Raw genomic sequence first — 18,279 nt, forward strand, 5'->3', positions numbered from 1 at the left:
GGGCACTTCTCATGGATATTGCGGGGTTATGAACGAATGGATGAAGCCCGGTATCGGTGGGAACCGGCGTATGCCAGGTACATGACGTGACTCGCCACCGGCAGGGATTACGCCATCCATGAGTCGTCTGCGCGAATATGTTTCCAACACGTCCTGGTTGGCCTTGGAGCGGCTGTTCCGGATGGCAGTCGGCCTGGTGGGGTGGCTATACGTCGCCCGCTACCTCGGTCCTGAGGATTTCGGTCTTCTAAATTATGCGCTGAGTTTTGTGGGGCTTTTTGCAACCGTCGCGGCATTGGGTGTCGACCAGTTGCTGCTGCGGGAACTCGTGCGGCAGCCGTCTTCGCAGGCGGTTTTTCTGGGGACGGCCGCAGGCCTGCGGCTGGCCGGCAGTGTCGCGGCAATCGTGGTCATATCCGTTCTTCTATTGCTGATCGGGGGTGACACTGAAGAACGTCTGCTCATCTGGATCATTTCGATCACGCTGCTCTTACAGTCATTGGGTGGGATCGAAAGCCACTTCGCGGCTCAGGTCAGATCCAAGTATGTCGTCTATGTCCAGCTGGTACAGTCGACTTTGTCGCTGCTCCTGCGTATCGCGCTTGTGGAGCTCGAGGTGCCGCTGGTGTGGTTTGCCGTCGCGTTGACTCTGGATAGTGTGCTTCTCTACGTCGGATTGGTCTGGGCTTATCGCCGGTTCGGTGGTGCGATATCGGACTGGCGCTTCGATTTCGGTGAGGCAAAACGGCTGCTGCAGGCCTCATGGCCGATCATTTTCAGCGGGATATTCATTACGATCTATCTGAAGGTCGATCAGGTCATGCTCAAGCTCATGGTGGGTGAGCACGAGGTGGGGATCTATGCCGCTGCCGTCAAGCTGTCGGAGACCTGGTATTTTATCCCAGCGGTTATCACGACATCGGTTTTTCCGGCCATCGTGAATGCACGGAAGGTGGGGATGGATCTGTATTACAGCCGTCTTCAGGATCTTTATGATCTGATGACGCTGCTGTCGGTCGGTCTGGCCGTTGTGGTTTCCCTGGTATCGGCGCCCTTGATCGAGTGGATATTCGGGGAGGCATTCGTAGAGGCAGGGCCGGTCCTCGCCTTGCACATCTGGGCTGGCGTCCTGGTATTCGGAGGATTCGTCCGGCAGCGGTGGGTGCTGGCCGAGAACCTGCAGGGCAGGGAGGCGTGGCTGAATCTGGCTGGAGCCGTGTTGAACATCCTGTTCAACTTTGCCCTGATACCCGTCTATGGCGCTTTCGGGGCCGCATCTGCCACGGTATTGTCCTATTTCGTGGCACTCTATCTGATGACCTACTTCATGCAGGACTTCCGACCCTTTTTCCGTATGTATAATGCGTCCTTCGTGCACCTGCTGACCCTGCGGGTGTTGCGCCGGCGGATCGCATGACCCGCCCTCCCCGGGGCCGATCTCCTGGCAGGAGATTCATGGCCCTGCCTTGCAGGAACGTCAGGAGATTACTGGCATGAGCCAGTCGTTCAAGAACCTAATCAAGCGGACACCGCTCTACCGTCCGGCTCGAAATATCGTCAACAGGATGCTGCAGAAGCGGCAGCTCAAGTCCTGGGAGGCAAATGGGCGCCCGGCGCCACCCCCCGCACCGGTCAAGCATCGGGCCATGCGTGCCTACGCTGAGCAATTCGGGTTGAAGGTATTCGTCGAATCCGGCACCTATTACGGCGACACCGTTGAGGCGGTCAAGCCGTGGTTCGAGCGGGTCTACTCGATCGAGCTCAGCCGCGATCTGTACGAGGGGGCGAAGAAACGCTTCCGATCGGACCGGAACGTACACCTGATATGCGGTGATAGCGGTGAGCATATCGGTGCGTTGGTGAAAGACATCCATCAGCCCGCGCTGTTCTGGCTCGATGGGCATTATTCCGGAGGAGAGACTGCGAAGGGCGAGAGCGATACGCCGATCTACAAGGAGCTCGAACACATCCTGTCGGCACCCGACCTGGGTCATGTAATTCTCATCGACGACGCCCATTGTTTCGGAACTTTGCCAGACTATCCGAGTATCGAGGATCTGATGCGGTTTGTTCATCGCTTCCGCCCTGAGACCGAGATCCAGGTCGAGGATGACAGCATCCGCATCACCCCCAGACCACGCCGCGGACAACCGGTGTGAAACAGGACTTTTTCGCAAGGCTGCTTCATATCATGCGAGACACCGCCATTGCCAGTGCGTGGTGGAAACCTTCGTGCCACGTTGCGGGAGACCGCCGCCTATGCTGACCATGACGGGAAGCGCGCGTGGCGACGCATTGGCCTACGCCCCGGCACTGCGCGCTGGTGTATTCTCATTCCTCTATGCGTACGCGGTCTTCTATCTCGCGCAGATCTGGTTTCTACCTGCCCTGGGACTGTCCAATGCGGAGGGACTCATCGGCGGCGACCCGCAGTACTACCATCAACTGGCGCTGCGGACGGCGGATGCAATACACGGCGACGGCTTGGCCGCCTGGAAGGTGCGTCCCGACGGTCAGGGCATTGCGGGCATCGGCGCTTTGGTCTATTACTGGTTCGGGCCGTCGCCGCAGATCTTCGCGTTGCTGAACGCCGTCCTGCACGGTGTGTCCGCGGCGGTGCTTTGGGTGTTCGCGGAGCGGATCGCGGGGCGCGCACTCGCGAAATACGCGGTGATCCCCGTCATTCTCGCCCCCTACCAGATGGCCTGGTTCTCCCAGCCGAACAAGGACAGCTTCGTGATGGCGGGTGCGCTGCTGTATTTTCTCGGGCTGTACCTCCTGCTCAGCCGCGGCGGCATACAGCGCCACTCCAGGATCCTGCTGGCCCTGTCGGCCATGTTCCTCGGCATCGCGCTGGTCGCGTTGATGCGACCGTACCTTGTCGACATTCTGCTCGTCGCCTCGACGGGCGTTATGATTTTGCTCGGTCTGTATCGCGCGCGTGAACGCAACGCCGGGGTGTCTGGGCAGAGAAGGTCGGCATTCGGTGCGGTGGCACTCGTCGTGGTCGCAAATCTGTCGTTGCTGGGTGCGAACGTGGCCACGAAGTCTGCGGCGTCCGACCTGACCATCGAAACTCTGAGCCAAACGGATATGCGCGAACGGTATCCGGAATGGGTGGCGTCGCAATGGCTGCCGGGTTGGCTCGACGAGCGGCTTTTCGTGATTGCGTATCAGCGACTCTACTTTGCAGGTATTGCCGACAGCCCGAATGCGACGTCCCGCGACCTTCTGGTCGAGTGGGACCGGCGTTTCGAAGGTGCGGCCGATTTCCTGGCGTACCTGCCACGTGCGGTACAGCTGGGATTTCTGGCGCCTTTCCCCCTGGACTGGGGGGCTTTCAACGCGGCTCGAAGTTCGGTGTTCCGCAACCTGGTTCAGGTCGATATGCTGTTCGTCTACGTGGCGTTGGTCGCATTGCTATGGGCGATGTTCGGCCGATTTTTGTCGATCTCGATAGCTGCGCCGCTGTCGATCGCAGCGATCGTCATTGTGATGTACGGTATGGCGACCCCCCATATCGGTGCACTCAACCGCTATCGCTACCCGTTTCTCGGGTTCGTCACCTGCGTCGGCCTCGCGCAGCTGCTGGCCATGATCGCGACGCGCCGGCAAACGACCGGCGCCGGGAGATCGATGCAATGATTCCGCCTCTGATGAAGCATTGGATTTCCGCGTTTCAGACCACGCGTCCGTTCACCGCTGTGGCCAATCTACCGCGATACGTGCGCCAGCTGCGAGAATATCGCCGCATGGACGGGCGTACTTACGTGCGTTTGCGGGATAGCTATCCCTGCCTCTTGGATGCCGTCGCGCGTACGCCGTTCGATCCGCACTATTTCCATCAGGGGGCCTGGTTGGCCCGGCGTCTAACTGCCAGATCGCCGGCAACACATGTCGATGTCGGCTCCAGTGTGCTGACTATGGGCGTGCTCAGCGGTATGGTTCCTACGGTATTCCTCGATTACCGTCCGATCCGCGTGTCGCTGACCGGCTTCTACCCGGTCGCCGGCAGCATCACCCGCTTGCCGTTTCGAAATGGTGCACTCGATTCCGTTTCGAGTCTCCATGTGCTCGAACACATCGGACTGGGTCGGTATGGCGATCCGCTCGACGCCGACGGCAGCCGCCGCGGCGCCCTGGAACTCGAACGCGTCACGCAGCCCGGCGGATACATCTACATCTCGGTGCCAATCGGCAGGGAACGGGTCTGTTTCAACGCCCACCGGGTGTTCGCACCGGGCACCGTCGTTAACTGGTTCGGCGCTTGCGACCTGGTAGAATTCTCCTTCGTCGACGATGCTGGTGAGTTTCAGGAAAATCGGCCAGTCTCCGATAACCCGACGCTCGAGTACGGGTGCGGCCTGTTCATTTTTGAGAAACGTGCATGATTCAGTGGCTGCGAGACAAGATCCGATCGAGTGCCGTGTTTGCCTTCAACCAGGTCGACCGTGATCGCTGGATCGCCGCACAAGCTGCCGGCATCCCGGCGGGAAGCCGGGTCCTCGACGTGGGTGCCGGGTCTTGCCCGTACCGGCCGCTGTTCGCGCACTGCGAATACCGGGCACAGGATTTCAAGGCGCTGCAGGGCGAGCAGCTGCGCAGCGGCGGGTATGGCGGCATCGACTATGTCTGCGATGCGGCCGCCATCCCGGTCGAACCGTGCAGTTTCGATGTTGTTCTGTGCACCGAAATGATCGAGCACGTCCCGCACCCGGATCATGTGGTCGCGGAGTTCGCGCGTATTCTGAAACCCGGTGGAACGCTGCTGCTGACGGCGCCGCTCGGTTCGGGTATCCACCAGGAGCCGTATCATTACTACGGCGGCTTCACATCCTATTGGTATCAACGATTTCTAGGAGAATCCGGGTTCGATATGATCCGAATCGAACCCAACGGCGGCAGCTATCGATTCTTTGGACAGGAGGCGCTACGGTTCGTCCGGATGACGGCGCCGTGGGCACTCAGCGCGCCACTTGGCATCCGGATCATCTGGTTTCCGCTCTGGCTGGTATTGCTGCCCGTGCTCGGCGTACTCATGCCTCTGCTCGGCTGGGCGCTCGATAAGTACGATGACGAGAAGCGGTTCACGGTCGGATACCACGTCCGCGCAAGCCGATGCACTGAACCTACATGAAGATACTGTTCGTCTGCGGCGAGCACAACTACGGCGATGTGCGACGTGGGACCGGCTACGAGTACGGCAATATGCTGCCAGCGCTGCGAGCGTTGGGGCATGAGGTTTTGTTCTTCGAGTCCTGGGACAAGGGTGCGTACCAGTCCTTTGCGGATCTCAATCTGCAGCTGCTGGCGAAGGTCGCGGAGCTGCGGCCCGATGTCGTGTTCTTCGTGTTCATGAATTACGAAATCTGGATCGAGACACTAGACGCCATCCGTGCACGGTGCAACGCATTCGTCGTCGATTGGGCCCCGGACGATTCCTGGAAATTCCGCGAGTCATCACGATTCCTGCTGCCTCACGTCGATCTCCACTGCACGACCTATCCGGAAGTTGCCGCTGCCGCTCATGCGGCGGGACAAGGCAGAGTGATCGTCACGCAGTGGGCGGCGAGTACCGCGGATCTGGCGCCGCCCAAGCCGGCGCGGGACTGCGGCATCCCGGTGTCGTTCGTTGGGACGGCCTACGGCAACCGTCGCCGCTGGATCGAGGGTCTGAGGCGCAGTGGTATCGATGTGCTCTGCTTTGGTCAGGGGTGGCCCTCGGGTCCGCTGTCGGGCGAGCGCGTCAAGGAGGTGATCCAGGATTCGGTCATTAGCCTGAATTTCGCCGATTCGGGGCTGATCTTCGCTGGCGGCAGGATCGGCCGCAGCCGCCAGATCAAGGCGCGCACCTTCGAGGTGCCGGGTCTGGGCGGTTTTCTCCTGACCGAAGACGCCGATCGGCTCGCGGACTACTATCGCCCGGGGCACGAACTCGTGCTGTTTCGCGACCTGGATTCGCTGGCGGACAGAATCCGGCACTTCCTATCCCACCCCGACGAACGGGATGCCATCGCGGAGGCCGGCCACGCGCGGACGTGCGCGGAGCACACCTATGAGCAGCGCCTTGGCGCGGTCATGGAGGCGGTGCGGCATACCCACCCGGTGAAATTGGCGACGGCGCCCACTGCGGATTGCCCCGACCTCCAGGGCAGCATGACCACACTGGTACGGACGCATGAAGACGTCCGTCGCTGGATGCCACTGCGCAACCTGCTCGTGGGTACGGCGCGCCTGATGTTCGGGCCGGAGCGCGGGCCGCGTGCCGCGCGGCGACTGGTCTACGAGACCTACTGGCGACTGACCGGCGAACGCACCTACCGCGCCACCGGTCTGCCCGGCAGGCTCTTCTACCGGGAAAGCTGAGATGCATGCTGCGAATCACCCCGTCGTCAGTGTCGTCATGTCGTTCTTCAACGCCGGTGCGACGCTGGGGCGTGCCCTGCGGTCGTTGCAGTTGCAAAATTTCCCGCACTGGGAGTTGCTGCTCTTCGACGATGGCTCGACCGACGACGGAGCTGCCGTCGTGGCAGCGCTCTCGGACCCGCGCATCCGGCTGATGCGCGACGGCACCCGTCGCGGATTGCCGGCGCGCTTGAACCAGGGGATAGCCCAGGCACATGGAATGTACATTGCGCGTATCGATGCGGACGATGTGGCGTTTCCCGAACGCCTCAGCCGACAGCTCGATTACCTGAACAGGCAGCCACAAGTCGATCTGCTCGCGACCTCCGCATTGCTGGTGGATGCCGAAGACGGGGTTCTTGGCGTATTGCCTGCCGGCCTCTCGCACGAAGCCATCTGCAGCCGGCCCTGGCAGGGATTTCCGATGCCGCATCCGACCTGGATGGGACGTACCGACTGGTTCAGGCAAAATCCTTACGACGAAGCCGCGACCAAGGCGCAGGATCAGGTGCTGCTGTACAAAACGTATAGAACCAGCCGATTCGCCGGCCTGCCTGATGTCCTGCTCGGTTACCGCTACCCCGGGTTGTCCGTACGCAAGACGCTGGTAGGGCGTTACCACTACCTGCGCAGTGTGGCGTCCGTTGATACGCGACATGCCTTGCGCGGCGGGCTGACTCATGGTGCGGCGGCGCTGCGGGATCTGGCAGCGCTGGCGACGGGGACAGGGCAGGTGGTGATCCGCCGCCGGGCCACACCAGCCGATGCGCCGACGTTGGCGTCCTGGAACGACCTGAACCACCGCCTCACTCAGGGCATGTCCGTCGAGGGATCCCGTTAGCATGTGCGGACTCGCCGGCTTCTACCGCCCCAGCGGCCTTGCATCCGAGGCATCGGCGCTCGCCACAGCGATGGCGAGCACGATTGCACATCGTGGTCCGGACGACGCGGGCGTCTGGACAGACCTGAATGTGGGTATCGCGCTGGCCCACCGCCGGCTCGCGGTGCTTGATCTCTCACCGGCCGGACATCAGCCAATGATCTCCGCCAACGGGCGCTTCGTCATCGTTTTCAATGGTGAGATATACAACCACCTGACGTTGCGGCAATCGCTCGACGCCACGATGCCGGTCGCGTGGCGTGGTCATTCTGATACCGAGACGCTGCTGGAGGCCATCGCGGCATGGGGTATGGAACGCACACTGAAGCAATGCGCAGGCATGTTCGCGTTCGCGCTGTGGGATCGGGAAAGACGCAGCCTGTCACTCGCACGCGACCGGCTCGGTGAAAAACCGCTGTACTATGGCTGGCAGGGCGATACCTTTCTGTTCGGCTCCGAGCTGAAGGCGCTTCGCGCGCACCCAGCGTTCTGCGCTGAGGTAGACCGCAACGTACTGGCACTGTTCATGCGTCATAACTGTGTACCCGCGCCATACTCGATCTATACCGGGATCCACAAGCTGTCTCCCGGAACCTGGCTGGAACTTGAGACACAGGACAGGGAACCTCGGATTCAGGTCTATTGGTCCGTGCGTGCTGCGGCGCTCAATGGCCAGAGCAACCCTTTCCAAGGCTCCGATGACGAGGCGCGCGAACGGCTCGACGGCCTACTGCGCGAGGTGTTGGCGCGGCAGATGCTGGCGGACGTTCCGCTCGGTGTGTTCCTGTCGGGCGGCGTCGACTCGTCCACCATCGTCGCGCTGATGCAGGCGCAGTCCACGCGACCGGTGCAGTCTTTCACCATCGGCTTCGAATCGGAAGGCTACAACGAGGCGAAGCACGCCCAGGCGGTTGCGGCCCATCTCGGCACCGATCATACCGAGTTGTATGTGACACCGGTACAATCGCTGTCGGTCATCGAGCTTCTGCCGACGCTGTATGACGAGCCGTTTGCCGACTCCTCGCAAATTCCCACCTATCTGGTATCGCAGCTCGCGCGGCAGAAAGTGACGGTCAGTCTGTCGGGCGACGGTGGCGACGAACTCTTCGGCGGCTATAACCGCTACTTCTGGGCCACTGAGATTTGGAGCCGCGTCGGCCGCTGGCCGCTGCCGATGCGCGCGGCGCTGGCGAAGGCACTGACGGTACTGCCGCCCGTCGCCTGGGATCAGGTATTCAAGGCGTTTGCACGATTTCTGCCGGCGAACTGGCGTTACGCCAAGCCGGGCGACAAGCTGCACAAGCTCTCCGAGATTCTCGCCGTGCGTACCCCCGAGGAGGTCTACCACGGGCTTGTATCGCACTGGAAGCGGCCTGCCGAGGTCGTACTGGGCGCCATTGAGCCGCCGACGGCGCTGACCCAGTTCGGATCACTGGCAGGACTCGCAGATTTTGAACATCGTATGATGTACCTGGACCAGGTGAGCTATCTGCCCGACGACATCCTCACTAAGGTCGATCGGGCGGCGATGGCTGTCTCTCTCGAAACCCGCGTGCCGCTGCTCGATCACAGCCTGGTCGAATTCGCCTGGTCACTGCCGTTGTCGATGAAGATCCGCGAAGGGCAGGGGAAGTGGCTGTTGCGTCAGGTCCTCTACCAGTACGTGCCTAAGGAACTGATCGAGCGTCCCAAGATGGGCTTCGGCATCCCGCTCGACAGCTGGCTTTGTGGGCCGCTGCGTGATTGGGCGGAATCTCTTCTCGACGCGCAGCGCCTCGAGGCGGAGGGCTATTTCGCGACAGAGATTATCCGTGAGAAGTGGTCGGAACATCTGAGTGGCCGACGCAACTGGTCGTACTATCTTTGGGACGTGCTCATGTTCCAGGCTTGGCTCGAGGCACAACGATGAGCGGTATGCGGCCCAAGCTGCTGTTCTTTGTCACCGAGGACTGGTATTTCTGTTCGCACCGTCTACCGCTTGCGGTCGCTGCGGCGAAGGAAGGCTTTGAGGTGGTTGTGATCACGCGCGTCCGCGAGCACGGTGATGTCATCCGCCACGCCGGCCTGCGGCTCATTTCCTTCGAGATGTCTCGGCGCGGCTGGCACCTGTTCCGTGAACTCGCGGCCGTTGCACGTCTCGTGGGGATTTACCGCCGCGAGCGTCCGGACATCGTGCACCATGTGGCGATGAAGCCAATTCTCTATGGTTCGCTCGCCGCACGCTTGTCGGGTGTACCGCAGGTGCTCAATGCCTTTGCCGGCATGGGTTGGGTCTTCACCTCGATCAGTCGCAACGCACGCCTCTTGAGGTCGCTGGTGTCCACGGCTATGCGTGTGCTCCTGGTCTCCACCGATGCTATCGTCCAGAACCAGGATGATGCCGCGCTGATGGCACGCTGGGGCGTGCGTGGCATCCATTTGATCCGTGGTTCAGGCGTCGACACTGACCTGTTCGCTCCCACACCGGAACCGGAAGGACCACCACTGGTCCTGCTACCCGCGCGGATGCTGTGGGACAAAGGAGTGGGCGAGTTCGTCGAGATGGCGGGACGGTTGAAAGCCGTGGGAAGCGAGGCACGCTTCGTGCTCGTCGGCGCACCGGATCCAGAGAACCCGGCGGCGGTTCCCATGGCGCAATTGATCGAGTGGCAACAACAAAATCTGATCGAGTGGTGGGGGGCGCGCGACGATATGCCGGCTGTGTATGCGCAGGCGCACATTGTCTGCCTACCATCGTACCGGGAAGGGCTGCCGAAGGTGCTGCTCGAGGCGGCCGCGTGCGGCCGAGCCATCGTCACGACGGATACCACCGGATGCCGTGATGCGGTGGCGAACGGGGATACCGGCCTGCTCGTGCCCGTGAAGGACGCGGCCGCATTGGCCGATGCGGTTCACCGGCTGATCCGAGAGCCCGAGACCCGACGGAGAATGGGCGCCCTGGGACGGCGCCGCGTCATCGAACATTTCTCCGATGGGAAGATTGTTGCCGCCACTTTGAAACTGTACCGTAAATCTGCCGTACCGGACTTACCCGCCGGGAAGTGTGAGGGTCAGAACTAGGTCTGAGTATTCCGCATGTTACCGATCGGTACGAGCAGATCCGGCATTGGATTTCCGGCCACACTGTCGGTTCCAGAGTCTGCGCTCGGACAAGTTTGTCCGTATATCGTGACAACGGTGTCGCGCGCTAACACTTCGAAATCATGTTGTCATATCAGGCCACTTGAATGCTGCTGACTGCCGTTATCTTGATAATCGTAGGCCTTGCGTCCCTGGCCTTGACTGGCTGGCTCGCCAGGCCGGGCGCGCCCATCCGCCTGCTGGACCAGCCCAACGAGCGTTCCCTGCACGCCACCCCGACGCCGCGCACCGGCGGTCTGGCGATCTGCGTGGCGCTGCTGGTCGGCTGGGTGGTCTCCCTGTGGTTGCCGCAGACCGAAGGCCTCCCGGTGCAGATCCTGTCCGGCGCCATCGTCGTCGCCGGCATCTCCATCCTGGACGACCGCTACGGCCTCTCTCAGTGGCTGCGGCTGCTGGTACAGCTCGGGGCGGCGCTGCTGCTGATCCGTGGTGGCTTTATCATCCAGGGCGAGATCCTGCCCGGATGGGCGCTTGCGTCTGGCCTGGGGCTTACGCTGTTGACGGTGGTCATGACGCTCTGGCTGACCAACCTCTATAATTTCATGGACGGCATGGACGGTTTTGCCGCCGGCATGGCCGTGATCGGCTTCGGGACCCTGGCGCTGCTGGGCTGGGGGCAGGGCGATGGCCTGTTCACGGCGGCTTCCTTGACCGTCTGCGCGGTGGCGGCGGGTTTTTTGTGGTTTAATTTCCCCCCGGCGCGGATTTTTATGGGCGATTCGGGATCGACGACACTGGGCTTCCTCGCGGCGGCCTTCGCGGTCTGGGGTAGCCGGCGCGGGGTCGCTCCGGTGTGGCTGACACTGGTGGTGTTCTCGCCCTTCGTGGTGGATGCGACCGTGACACTGCTGCGGCGTGCGCTGCGTGGCGAAGCGGTGTGGCGGGCCCACCGCAGCCATTACTACCAGCGCCTGGTGCAGTCTGGCTGGAGCCACCGGCGGACGGTGCTGGTCGAATATGCGATCATGCTGGCCAGCGCCGGGGTCGCGCTGGCGATCCGCGATGCGGACGCGGGCGTGCAATGGGCGGTTCTGGCGGCACTGCTGGCCGGCTATGCGGTTGCCGCCTTGACGGTGCATGAGATTGAACGACGCACAGGGCAATAAACCGGAAGAACTCAACTCCGCCACGGAAGCACACGAGACAACACGGACAAGGCCTTTCAACCACGCAACCCACGAACCGAAATGATCCTGTAGGGTGCGTCGGCGTAAGCGACGCACCGGCGGGGTGTCGGAATGGTGCGTCAGGCTGCGCCTCGACGCACCCTACAGGATCGGGTTTTTGCAATAGACTTGTGTCCGTGTCGTTCCGTGGGTTCCGTGGCCAATGGGGTTTTTGGGATCAATGAGACGACTCTTCACCAGCCGACGCCTGCGCAATCCTGCAATCGTCTTCCTGCACGACCTCGCGATGATTCCGCTCGCCTGGTTCGGTGCATACTGGCTGCGCTTCAACCTCGGCGCGATCCCTGACCCGTTCTTCCAGCCGGCCGTGGCCTGGCTGCCGTTGGTCATGGGTGTGCAGGCCGCGGCGTTCTGGTATTTCCAGCTCTACCGCGGCCACTGGCGCTTCGCCTCGCTGCCGGATCTGATCCGTATCATCAAGGCCGTCATCGTCGGCGCGGTTGCTATCCTGGTAGTCATGCTGGTGGCCACCCGGCTCGAGGGCGTACCGCGTTCGGTGTACCCGTTGTATGCGATCCTACTGGCCGGTCTGCTCGGTTTTCCGCGGCTGCTCTACCGCTGGATCAAGGACCGGCGTCTGTACATCGGTGCAGGCCAGCGCGTACTCATCGTCGGCGCGGGTCGGGCAGGCGACATGCTGGTGCGCGACATGGCCCGCGACCCGGGACGCTCGCTCATTCCCGTGGGCTTCGTCGACGACAAGCCGCACAAGGTCGGCATGGACATCCAGGGCGTGCGCGTGCTGGGCACGAGCGAGCAGATTCCGGATCTGGTCGAGCATCACGCGATCGACATGATCATCCTGGCGATCCCGTCGGCGCGCAGCGTGGACATGCAGCGCATCGTCAACCTGTGCGAACCGACCGGCGTGCCGTTCCGCACGGTGCCGCGCTTCCAGGACCTGGTTGCCGGCCGGGTCGCGGTCGACTCCCTGCGCGAGGTCGGCATCGACGATCTGCTGGGTCGCGAACCGGTGACGCTGGACTGGCAGAGCATCCACGCGAAATTGCAGGGCAAGCGCGTGCTGGTGACTGGCGGCGGCGGTTCGATCGGTGCGGAATTGTGCCGGCAGGTGGCGCGTATCGGGCCGGAATCTCTGCTACTGTTCGAGCAGAGTGAGTTCAGCCTGTTCGAGATCGAGCGTGAGCTGCGCAAGGCCTATCCGCAGCTGCCGCTGCAGGTCTGTCTGGGTGATGTGACCGACGCGGTGCTGGTCGAGCGGGTGCTGGCACAGCACCGGCCGCAGGTGATCTTCCATGCCGCGGCCTATAAGCATGTGCCGATGCTGGAGCATCAGGTCCGGCAGGCGGCGCGCAACAATGTACTGGGTACGCGTACCCTGGCGCTGGCCGCCGACCGGCACGGTGTCGACGCCTTCGTGATGATCTCCACCGACAAGGCCGTCAATCCCGCGAACGTGATGGGTGCCAGCAAGCGGGTGGCGGAAATCTTCTGCCAGAGTCTGGACCGCCGTGCGCAGACGCGCTTCATCACCGTGCGCTTCGGCAATGTGCTGGGGTCGGCGGGCAGCGTGGTACCGCTGTTCCGTGAGCAGATCCGCGCCGGTGGTCCGGTGACGGTGACGCATCCGGAGATGATCCGCTATTTCATGACCATCCCCGAGGCCTGCCAGCTGATCCTGCAGGCCGGGGCGATGGGTCAGGGCGGCGAGATCTTCGTACTGGACATGGGTGCACCGGTGAAGATCACCTACCTGGCGGAACAGATGATCCGCCTGTCGGGGCGCGAACCGGGGCGCGACATCGAGATCGTGTTCACCGGTCTGCGGCCGGGCGAAAAGCTGTTCGAGGAACTGTTTCACGAAAAGGAGCTGTCGGGCACGGCCCATGAAAAGATCCTGCTGGCACAGGGCCGGCCGGTCGACTGGGAATGGCTCGACGGACGCATACGGCGCCTGGAGGAGGGTTGTCAGGCCCACGACGAAGCTGCGATCATGCAACTGATTCGCGAGCTGGTGCCCGAGATGCAGGCGCCGGCCACAACCCCGGCAGGTAATGTGATTCCATTCGAGGCCAAATCCAAATGAAAGGCAGAATTAAAAAGGCCGTGTTCCCGGTCGCCGGCATGGGCACCCGCTTCCTGCCCGCCACCAAGGCGAATCCGAAGGAGATGCTGCCCATCGTCGACAAACCACTGATCCAATATGCGGCGGAGGAGGCCATTGCGGCCGGTTGCGAGGAGCTGATCTTCGTGACCAGCAGCAGCAAGCGCGCCATCGAGGACCATTTCGACAAGAACTACGAAATGGAGAGTGAGCTGGAAAAGCGCGGCAAGAAGACACTGCTCAAGATCGTACAGGAGGTGGTGCCGGCGGGGGTTTCGTGCGTCTACGTGCGCCAGCCCGAGGCGCTCGGCCTCGGGCATGCGGTGTTGTGCGCCAAACCCGTGGTCGGCGACGAGCCCTTCGCGGTGATCCTCGCCGACGACCTGATCGATGGCGGCGACCAGAATTGCCTGCAACAGATGGTGTCGGTGTTCGAGGATCACCGCACCAGTGTGCTCGGTGTGGAGGAGATCCCGCACGCCGATACCGACAAATACGGCATCGTCAAGGCCGAGCCCTTCGGCGACCGCATCAGCCGCGTCCAGGCCATCGTCGAGAAGCCCAAGCCCGACGACGCGCCGTCCAATCTCGCGGTGGTCGGGCGTTACATCCTCACCCCGCGCATCTTTGATTTGCTGGAGACGACCGAACGCGGTGCCGGTGGCGAGATCCAGCTGACCGACGCCATCGCCCGCCTGCTGGAGGAAGAGCAGGTCATCGCCTATCAGTTCAAGGGCATGCGCTACGACTGCGGCAGCAAACTCGGCTATCTGATGGCGACCGTGGAATACGCCCTGAAGCACCCCGAGCTCAAGGACGATTTTCGCGACTACCTCAACAGTCGCGCCCGCGAACTGCCGGACACCCGCAAAAAGGCCTGAACGGCGGGCCGGTCACGACATCCGCAGCCCGTAGGGTGCGTCGAGGCACAGCCTGACGCACCGTTCATGCCACGGTTAGGGTGCGTCGCTGCGCCGACGCACCCTACGTGCTGGGTACTTTTAATGCTGGGAGGGAAATTTGGCTCCCCGGGACGGGCTCGAACCGCCGACCTAGTGATTAACAGTCACCCGCTCTACCGACTGAGCTACCGGGGAATATCTTCGGCTTGAGGGCGCAGATCATACTGACGCCACCCCGGGGCGTCAACCGCGCGGCGCGCCGGATCCGGTCTGTTCCAGCCTATTTTCCGGCCCCATCCAGAAACCTCTGCAGCCGCGCGACGGCCTCCTGCAAGATCTCCAGCGAGGTCGCGAACGACAGCCGCAGATGGCCGGGCGCGCCGAAGGCCGAGCCCGGTACCAGGGCGACGCCGGCCTCGGTGATCAGCCGCTCGGCAAGCTCCACGTCGTTGTTGATGCCGGGCAGGCGATCGATCACGCCCTGCACGTTGGCGAAGGCGTAGAAGGTGCCGTCGCCGGGCAGGCAGGTCACACCCGGCAGGGCGTTCAGGGCGGCGACCAGATAGTCGTGGCGGGCCTTGAAGGCCGCGAGCATGACGGCAATGCAGCCCTGATCGCCGTCGAGCGCGGCCTGCGCTGCCGCCTGCGAGATCGAGGCGGGGTTGGAGGTCGACTGCGACTGCACCTTTGTCATGGCCTTGATGAGCTCGGTGGGGCCGCCGGCGTAGCCGATGCGCCAGCCGGTCATCGCATAGGCCTTGGATACGCCGTTCAGTACGATGGTGCGCGGTGCGAGATCCGGACAGACGTTGAGGATATTGGCGAACGGCTCCTCGGCCCAGAGGATGTGCTCGTACATGTCATCGGTGGCGATGACGATCTGCGGGTGCCGGCGCAGCACCGCGCCGAGCGCGGCGAGCTCCGCCCGCGTGTACGCCATACCGGTCGGGTTGGAGGGGCTGTTGATCACGAACAGGCGGGTTCTGGGCGTGATCGCCGCCTCCAGCTGCGCCGGGGTGACCTTGAAACGCTGCTCGATACCGGCAGAAAGTTCGACCGGCGTGCCATCGGCGAGCAGCACCATATCCGGGTACGAGACCCAATAGGGCGCGGGAATGATGACCTCGTCGCCCGGATTCAGCAGCGCCTCGACCAGGTTGTAGAAGCTCTGCTTGCCGCCACAGGACACCAGGATCTGGTCGGGGGTGAAGGCCAGGCCGTTATCGCGCTGGAACTTGTTTATAATGGCTGTCTTGAGCGCCGGCGTGCCGTCGACCGCGGTGTACTTGGTCTGGCCGGCCTGGATGGCCTCGATGGCCGCGGCCTTGATATGGTCCGGGGTGTCGAAATCGGGCTCACCCGCGCCCAGGCCGATGATGTCGTGGCCGGCGGCGCGCAGCGTGGCGGCGCGCGCGGTGACCGCGAGTGTGGGAGAAGGTTTGATGCGACCCACGCGGGCCGCCAGCGACAGCGTGTTTTTCACGGAACGATCCTGTGCATCCGGTTGTGGGCGCCCCGGGACGGGCGCTCAGACGGCCGCCCATCATACTGTAAGCAGCGGGTCTGAAGAATCCCCCCTATGGGCACAAAATTCCAGCTAACTACGGCGATGCAGCCGGCCGGCGACCAGCCGCAGGCCATCGAGCGGCTGCTCGAAGGCTTCCATGACGGCCTGGCCCACCAGACCCTGCTCGGGGTCACGGGCTCGGGCAAGACCTTCACCATCGCCAACGTCATCCAGGCCCTGCAGCGGCCGACGCTGGTGCTGGCCCCGAACAAGACCCTGGCGGCGCAGCTCTACGGCGAGTTCCGCGATTTTTTCCCGCACAACGCCGTAGAGTATTTCGTCTCCTATTACGACTATTACCAGCCCGAGGCCTACGTGCCGTCCTCGGACACCTTCATCGAAAAGGATGCCTCGGTCAACGAGCACATCGAGCAGATGCGGCTGTCGGCGACCAAGGCCTTGCTGGAGCGCCCGGACAGCATCATCGTCGCGACGGTGTCGTCGATCTACGGCCTGGGCGACCCGCGCGCCTACCTGAGCATGGTGCTGCACCTGGTGCGCGGCGAGCGCGTCGACCAGCGGCAGATTCTGCGCCGCCTGGCCGAGCTGCAATACACCCGCAACGACGTGGAGCTGCACCGTGGCACCTACCGCGCGCGCGGTGAGGTCATCGACATCTATCCGGCGGAATCCGAGCGCGAGGCGCTGCGCGTGGAGTTGTTCGACGAGGAGGTGGAGGGGATCGCCTGGTTCGATCCGCTGACCGGCGAGGTGCTGCGCAAGGTGCCGCGCGCGACCGTCTATCCCAAGACCCACTACGTGACGCCGCGCCAGACCATCCTGGATGCCATCGAGGCGATCAAGGACGAGCTGCGCGAACGCCTCGAGGAGCTGCACGCCGCCAACAAGCTGGTCGAGGCGCAGCGCCTGGAGCAGCGCGTCCGCTTCGACATCGAGATGATGCTGGAACTGGGCTACTGCGCCGGCATCGAGAACTACTCGCGCTATCTGTCCGGGCGCCAGGCCGGCGAGCCGCCACCGACGCTGTTCGACTATCTGCCGGCCGAGGCCCTGCTGGTCATCGACGAGTCACACGTCACCATCCCGCAACTGGGCGGCATGTACCGCGGCGACCGCTCACGCAAGGAGACCCTGGTCGAATACGGTTTCCGGCTGCCCTCGGCGCTGGACAACCGGCCGCTGCGCTTCGACGAGTTCGAGCGCCTCGCCCCGCAGGCCATCTTCGTGTCGGCGACGCCGGGGCCCTACGAGGCCGAGCATGCGGGGCAGGTGGTCGAGCAGGTGGTGCGCCCGACCGGCCTGATCGACCCCGAGATCGAGATCCGGCCGGTGGACAGCCAGGTGGACGACCTGCTGTCGGAGATCCACCTGCGCGTGGCCGTCGATGAGCGCGTGCTGGTGACGACGCTGACCAAGCGCATGGCCGAGGACCTGACCGAATACCTGGCCGAGCATGGTGTGCGCGTGCGCTATCTGCACTCGGATATCGAGACCGTCGAGCGCGTGGAGATCATCCGCGATCTGCGCCTGGGTGAATTCGATGTACTGGTCGGCATCAACCTGTTGCGCGAGGGCCTGGACATGCCCGAGGTGTCGCTGGTGGCGATCCTGGACGCCGACAAGGAGGGCTTCCTGCGTTCGGAGCGCTCCCTCATCCAGACCATCGGCCGCGCGGCCCGCCACATCAACGGCAAGGCGATCCTCTACGCCGGCACCATCACCGGCTCCATGCGCCGCGCCATCGATGAGACCGAGCGCCGCCGCGCCAAACAGGTCGCCTATAATCTGGAGCATGGCATCACCCCGCAGACCATCCGCAAGGCCGTGGCCGACATCATGGAGGGCGCCAACGCCGCCATGCCCGCCGGCTCGCGCCGTCACGCCAAGGTGGCCGAGGCGGCCGCCGAGTACGCCGCGCTGTCGCCGCGCCAGGCCGCGCAGCGCATCAAGAAACTGGAACAACGCATGTACGAACACGCGCGCAATCTGGAGTTCGAGGAAGCCGCGCAGCTGCGCGACGAGATCCGCCTGCTGCGTGAACAGGGCCTGGGGCTGCCCGAGCAGGTGGCGGTGTGAGTCGTCACGCGACCCCGGTAGCGGTCATGGCGTCATCCACAATCCTGCTGTACCTGCGCGCGGCGCCCGCACCTGAGTCCGCCGGGTGTGCCGGA

14 protein-coding genes and 1 tRNA gene are annotated in these 18,279 nt (G+C 63.3%); 13 read left to right on the plus strand and 2 right to left on the minus strand.

The window, feature by feature from the left end; translation table 11 throughout:
* The first annotated feature begins 118 nt into the window (after positions 1-118).
* From K8I04_12475 to galU, 12 genes are all read left to right on the plus strand, one after another.
* Positions 119-1,417: a flippase gene (locus tag K8I04_12475; protein ID MBZ0072525.1), complete on the plus strand. Its 1,299-nt coding sequence runs from the start codon at positions 119-121 to the stop codon at positions 1,415-1,417.
* 76 nt (positions 1,418-1,493) lie between these two features.
* Entirely contained in the window at positions 1,494-2,159 is a 666-nt protein-coding gene (locus K8I04_12480; GenBank protein ID MBZ0072526.1) for a hypothetical protein, read from the plus strand.
* Between the two features lie 100 nt (positions 2,160-2,259).
* Positions 2,260-3,645 (plus strand): hypothetical protein, encoded by a 1,386-nt coding sequence (locus tag K8I04_12485; protein MBZ0072527.1) that lies wholly within the window; start codon positions 2,260-2,262, stop codon positions 3,643-3,645.
* A gap of 107 nt (positions 3,646-3,752) precedes the next feature.
* The gene (locus tag K8I04_12490) at positions 3,753-4,391 is read left to right on the plus strand and encodes a DUF268 domain-containing protein (GenBank protein MBZ0072528.1); all 639 of its coding nucleotides are present in this window, start codon (positions 3,753-3,755) and stop codon (positions 4,389-4,391) included.
* Positions 4,388-5,137, plus strand: a complete 750-nt coding sequence (locus K8I04_12495) for a class I SAM-dependent methyltransferase (protein MBZ0072529.1) — start codon at positions 4,388-4,390, stop codon at positions 5,135-5,137. Before K8I04_12490 ends, K8I04_12495 begins: the two co-directional genes overlap by 4 nt.
* On the plus strand, positions 5,134-6,366 hold the full coding sequence (locus tag K8I04_12500; protein ID MBZ0072530.1) for a glycosyltransferase: 1,233 nt from the start codon (positions 5,134-5,136) through the stop codon (positions 6,364-6,366). Before K8I04_12495 ends, K8I04_12500 begins: the two co-directional genes overlap by 4 nt.
* 1 nt (position 6,367) lies before the next feature.
* Positions 6,368-7,246, plus strand: coding sequence for a glycosyltransferase (locus K8I04_12505; protein MBZ0072531.1), 879 nt, complete (start codon positions 6,368-6,370; stop codon positions 7,244-7,246).
* 1 nt (position 7,247) lies between these two features.
* The gene (asnB, locus tag K8I04_12510; protein ID MBZ0072532.1) at positions 7,248-9,194 is read left to right on the plus strand and encodes an asparagine synthase (glutamine-hydrolyzing); all 1,947 of its coding nucleotides are present in this window, start codon (positions 7,248-7,250) and stop codon (positions 9,192-9,194) included.
* Entirely contained in the window at positions 9,191-10,345 is a 1,155-nt protein-coding gene (locus K8I04_12515; GenBank protein MBZ0072533.1) for a glycosyltransferase family 4 protein, read from the plus strand. Before asnB ends, K8I04_12515 begins: the two co-directional genes overlap by 4 nt.
* Positions 10,346-10,512: 167 nt before the next feature.
* Positions 10,513-11,532 (plus strand): glycosyltransferase family 4 protein, encoded by a 1,020-nt coding sequence (locus tag K8I04_12520; protein ID MBZ0072534.1) that lies wholly within the window; start codon positions 10,513-10,515, stop codon positions 11,530-11,532.
* A gap of 241 nt (positions 11,533-11,773) precedes the next feature.
* Positions 11,774-13,660 (plus strand): polysaccharide biosynthesis protein, encoded by a 1,887-nt coding sequence (locus tag K8I04_12525; GenBank protein MBZ0072535.1) that lies wholly within the window; start codon positions 11,774-11,776, stop codon positions 13,658-13,660.
* Positions 13,657-14,559, plus strand: a complete 903-nt coding sequence (gene galU, locus K8I04_12530) for a UTP--glucose-1-phosphate uridylyltransferase GalU (GenBank protein ID MBZ0072536.1) — start codon at positions 13,657-13,659, stop codon at positions 14,557-14,559. The genes K8I04_12525 and galU overlap by 4 nt, the downstream gene beginning before the upstream one ends.
* A 140-nt stretch (positions 14,560-14,699) precedes the next feature.
* Here the strand turns inward: galU and K8I04_12535 are convergent.
* Together K8I04_12535 and K8I04_12540 are read right to left on the minus strand one after the other, a co-directional pair.
* A tRNA-Asn gene (locus K8I04_12535) sits at positions 14,700-14,775 on the minus strand.
* 85 nt (positions 14,776-14,860) lie between these two features.
* On the minus strand, positions 14,861-16,063 hold the full coding sequence (locus K8I04_12540; protein MBZ0072537.1) for a pyridoxal phosphate-dependent aminotransferase: 1,203 nt from the start codon (positions 16,061-16,063) through the stop codon (positions 14,861-14,863).
* A gap of 96 nt (positions 16,064-16,159) precedes the next feature.
* Between K8I04_12540 and uvrB the strand changes: the two genes are divergently transcribed.
* Positions 16,160-18,184, plus strand: coding sequence for an excinuclease ABC subunit UvrB (uvrB, locus tag K8I04_12545; protein ID MBZ0072538.1), 2,025 nt, complete (start codon positions 16,160-16,162; stop codon positions 18,182-18,184).
* Positions 18,185-18,279 lie beyond the last annotated feature (95 nt).

Source organism: Gammaproteobacteria bacterium (genome assembly GCA_019911805.1).
Classification (GTDB): Bacteria; Pseudomonadota; Gammaproteobacteria; order Thiohalobacterales; family Thiohalobacteraceae; genus JAHJQQ01.

Coding starts and splice junctions, on each gene's coding strand:
- K8I04_12475 (MBZ0072525.1), top strand. CDS start 119: ATGAGTCGTCTGCGCGAATATGTTTCCAACACGTCCTGGTTGGCCTTG.
- K8I04_12515 (MBZ0072533.1), top strand. CDS start 9,191: ATGAGCGGTATGCGGCCCAAGCTGCTGTTCTTTGTCACCGAGGACTGG.
- K8I04_12520 (MBZ0072534.1), top strand. CDS start 10,513: ATGCTGCTGACTGCCGTTATCTTGATAATCGTAGGCCTTGCGTCCCTG.
- K8I04_12495 (MBZ0072529.1), top strand. CDS start 4,388: ATGATTCAGTGGCTGCGAGACAAGATCCGATCGAGTGCCGTGTTTGCC.
- K8I04_12505 (MBZ0072531.1), top strand. CDS start 6,368: ATGCATGCTGCGAATCACCCCGTCGTCAGTGTCGTCATGTCGTTCTTC.
- K8I04_12485 (MBZ0072527.1), top strand. CDS start 2,260: ATGCTGACCATGACGGGAAGCGCGCGTGGCGACGCATTGGCCTACGCC.
- K8I04_12480 (MBZ0072526.1), top strand. CDS start 1,494: ATGAGCCAGTCGTTCAAGAACCTAATCAAGCGGACACCGCTCTACCGT.
- K8I04_12525 (MBZ0072535.1), top strand. CDS start 11,774: ATGAGACGACTCTTCACCAGCCGACGCCTGCGCAATCCTGCAATCGTC.
- K8I04_12490 (MBZ0072528.1), top strand. CDS start 3,753: ATGGACGGGCGTACTTACGTGCGTTTGCGGGATAGCTATCCCTGCCTC.
- galU (MBZ0072536.1), top strand. CDS start 13,657: ATGAAAGGCAGAATTAAAAAGGCCGTGTTCCCGGTCGCCGGCATGGGC.
- asnB (MBZ0072532.1), top strand. CDS start 7,248: ATGTGCGGACTCGCCGGCTTCTACCGCCCCAGCGGCCTTGCATCCGAG.
- uvrB (MBZ0072538.1), top strand. CDS start 16,160: ATGGGCACAAAATTCCAGCTAACTACGGCGATGCAGCCGGCCGGCGAC.
- K8I04_12500 (MBZ0072530.1), top strand. CDS start 5,134: ATGAAGATACTGTTCGTCTGCGGCGAGCACAACTACGGCGATGTGCGA.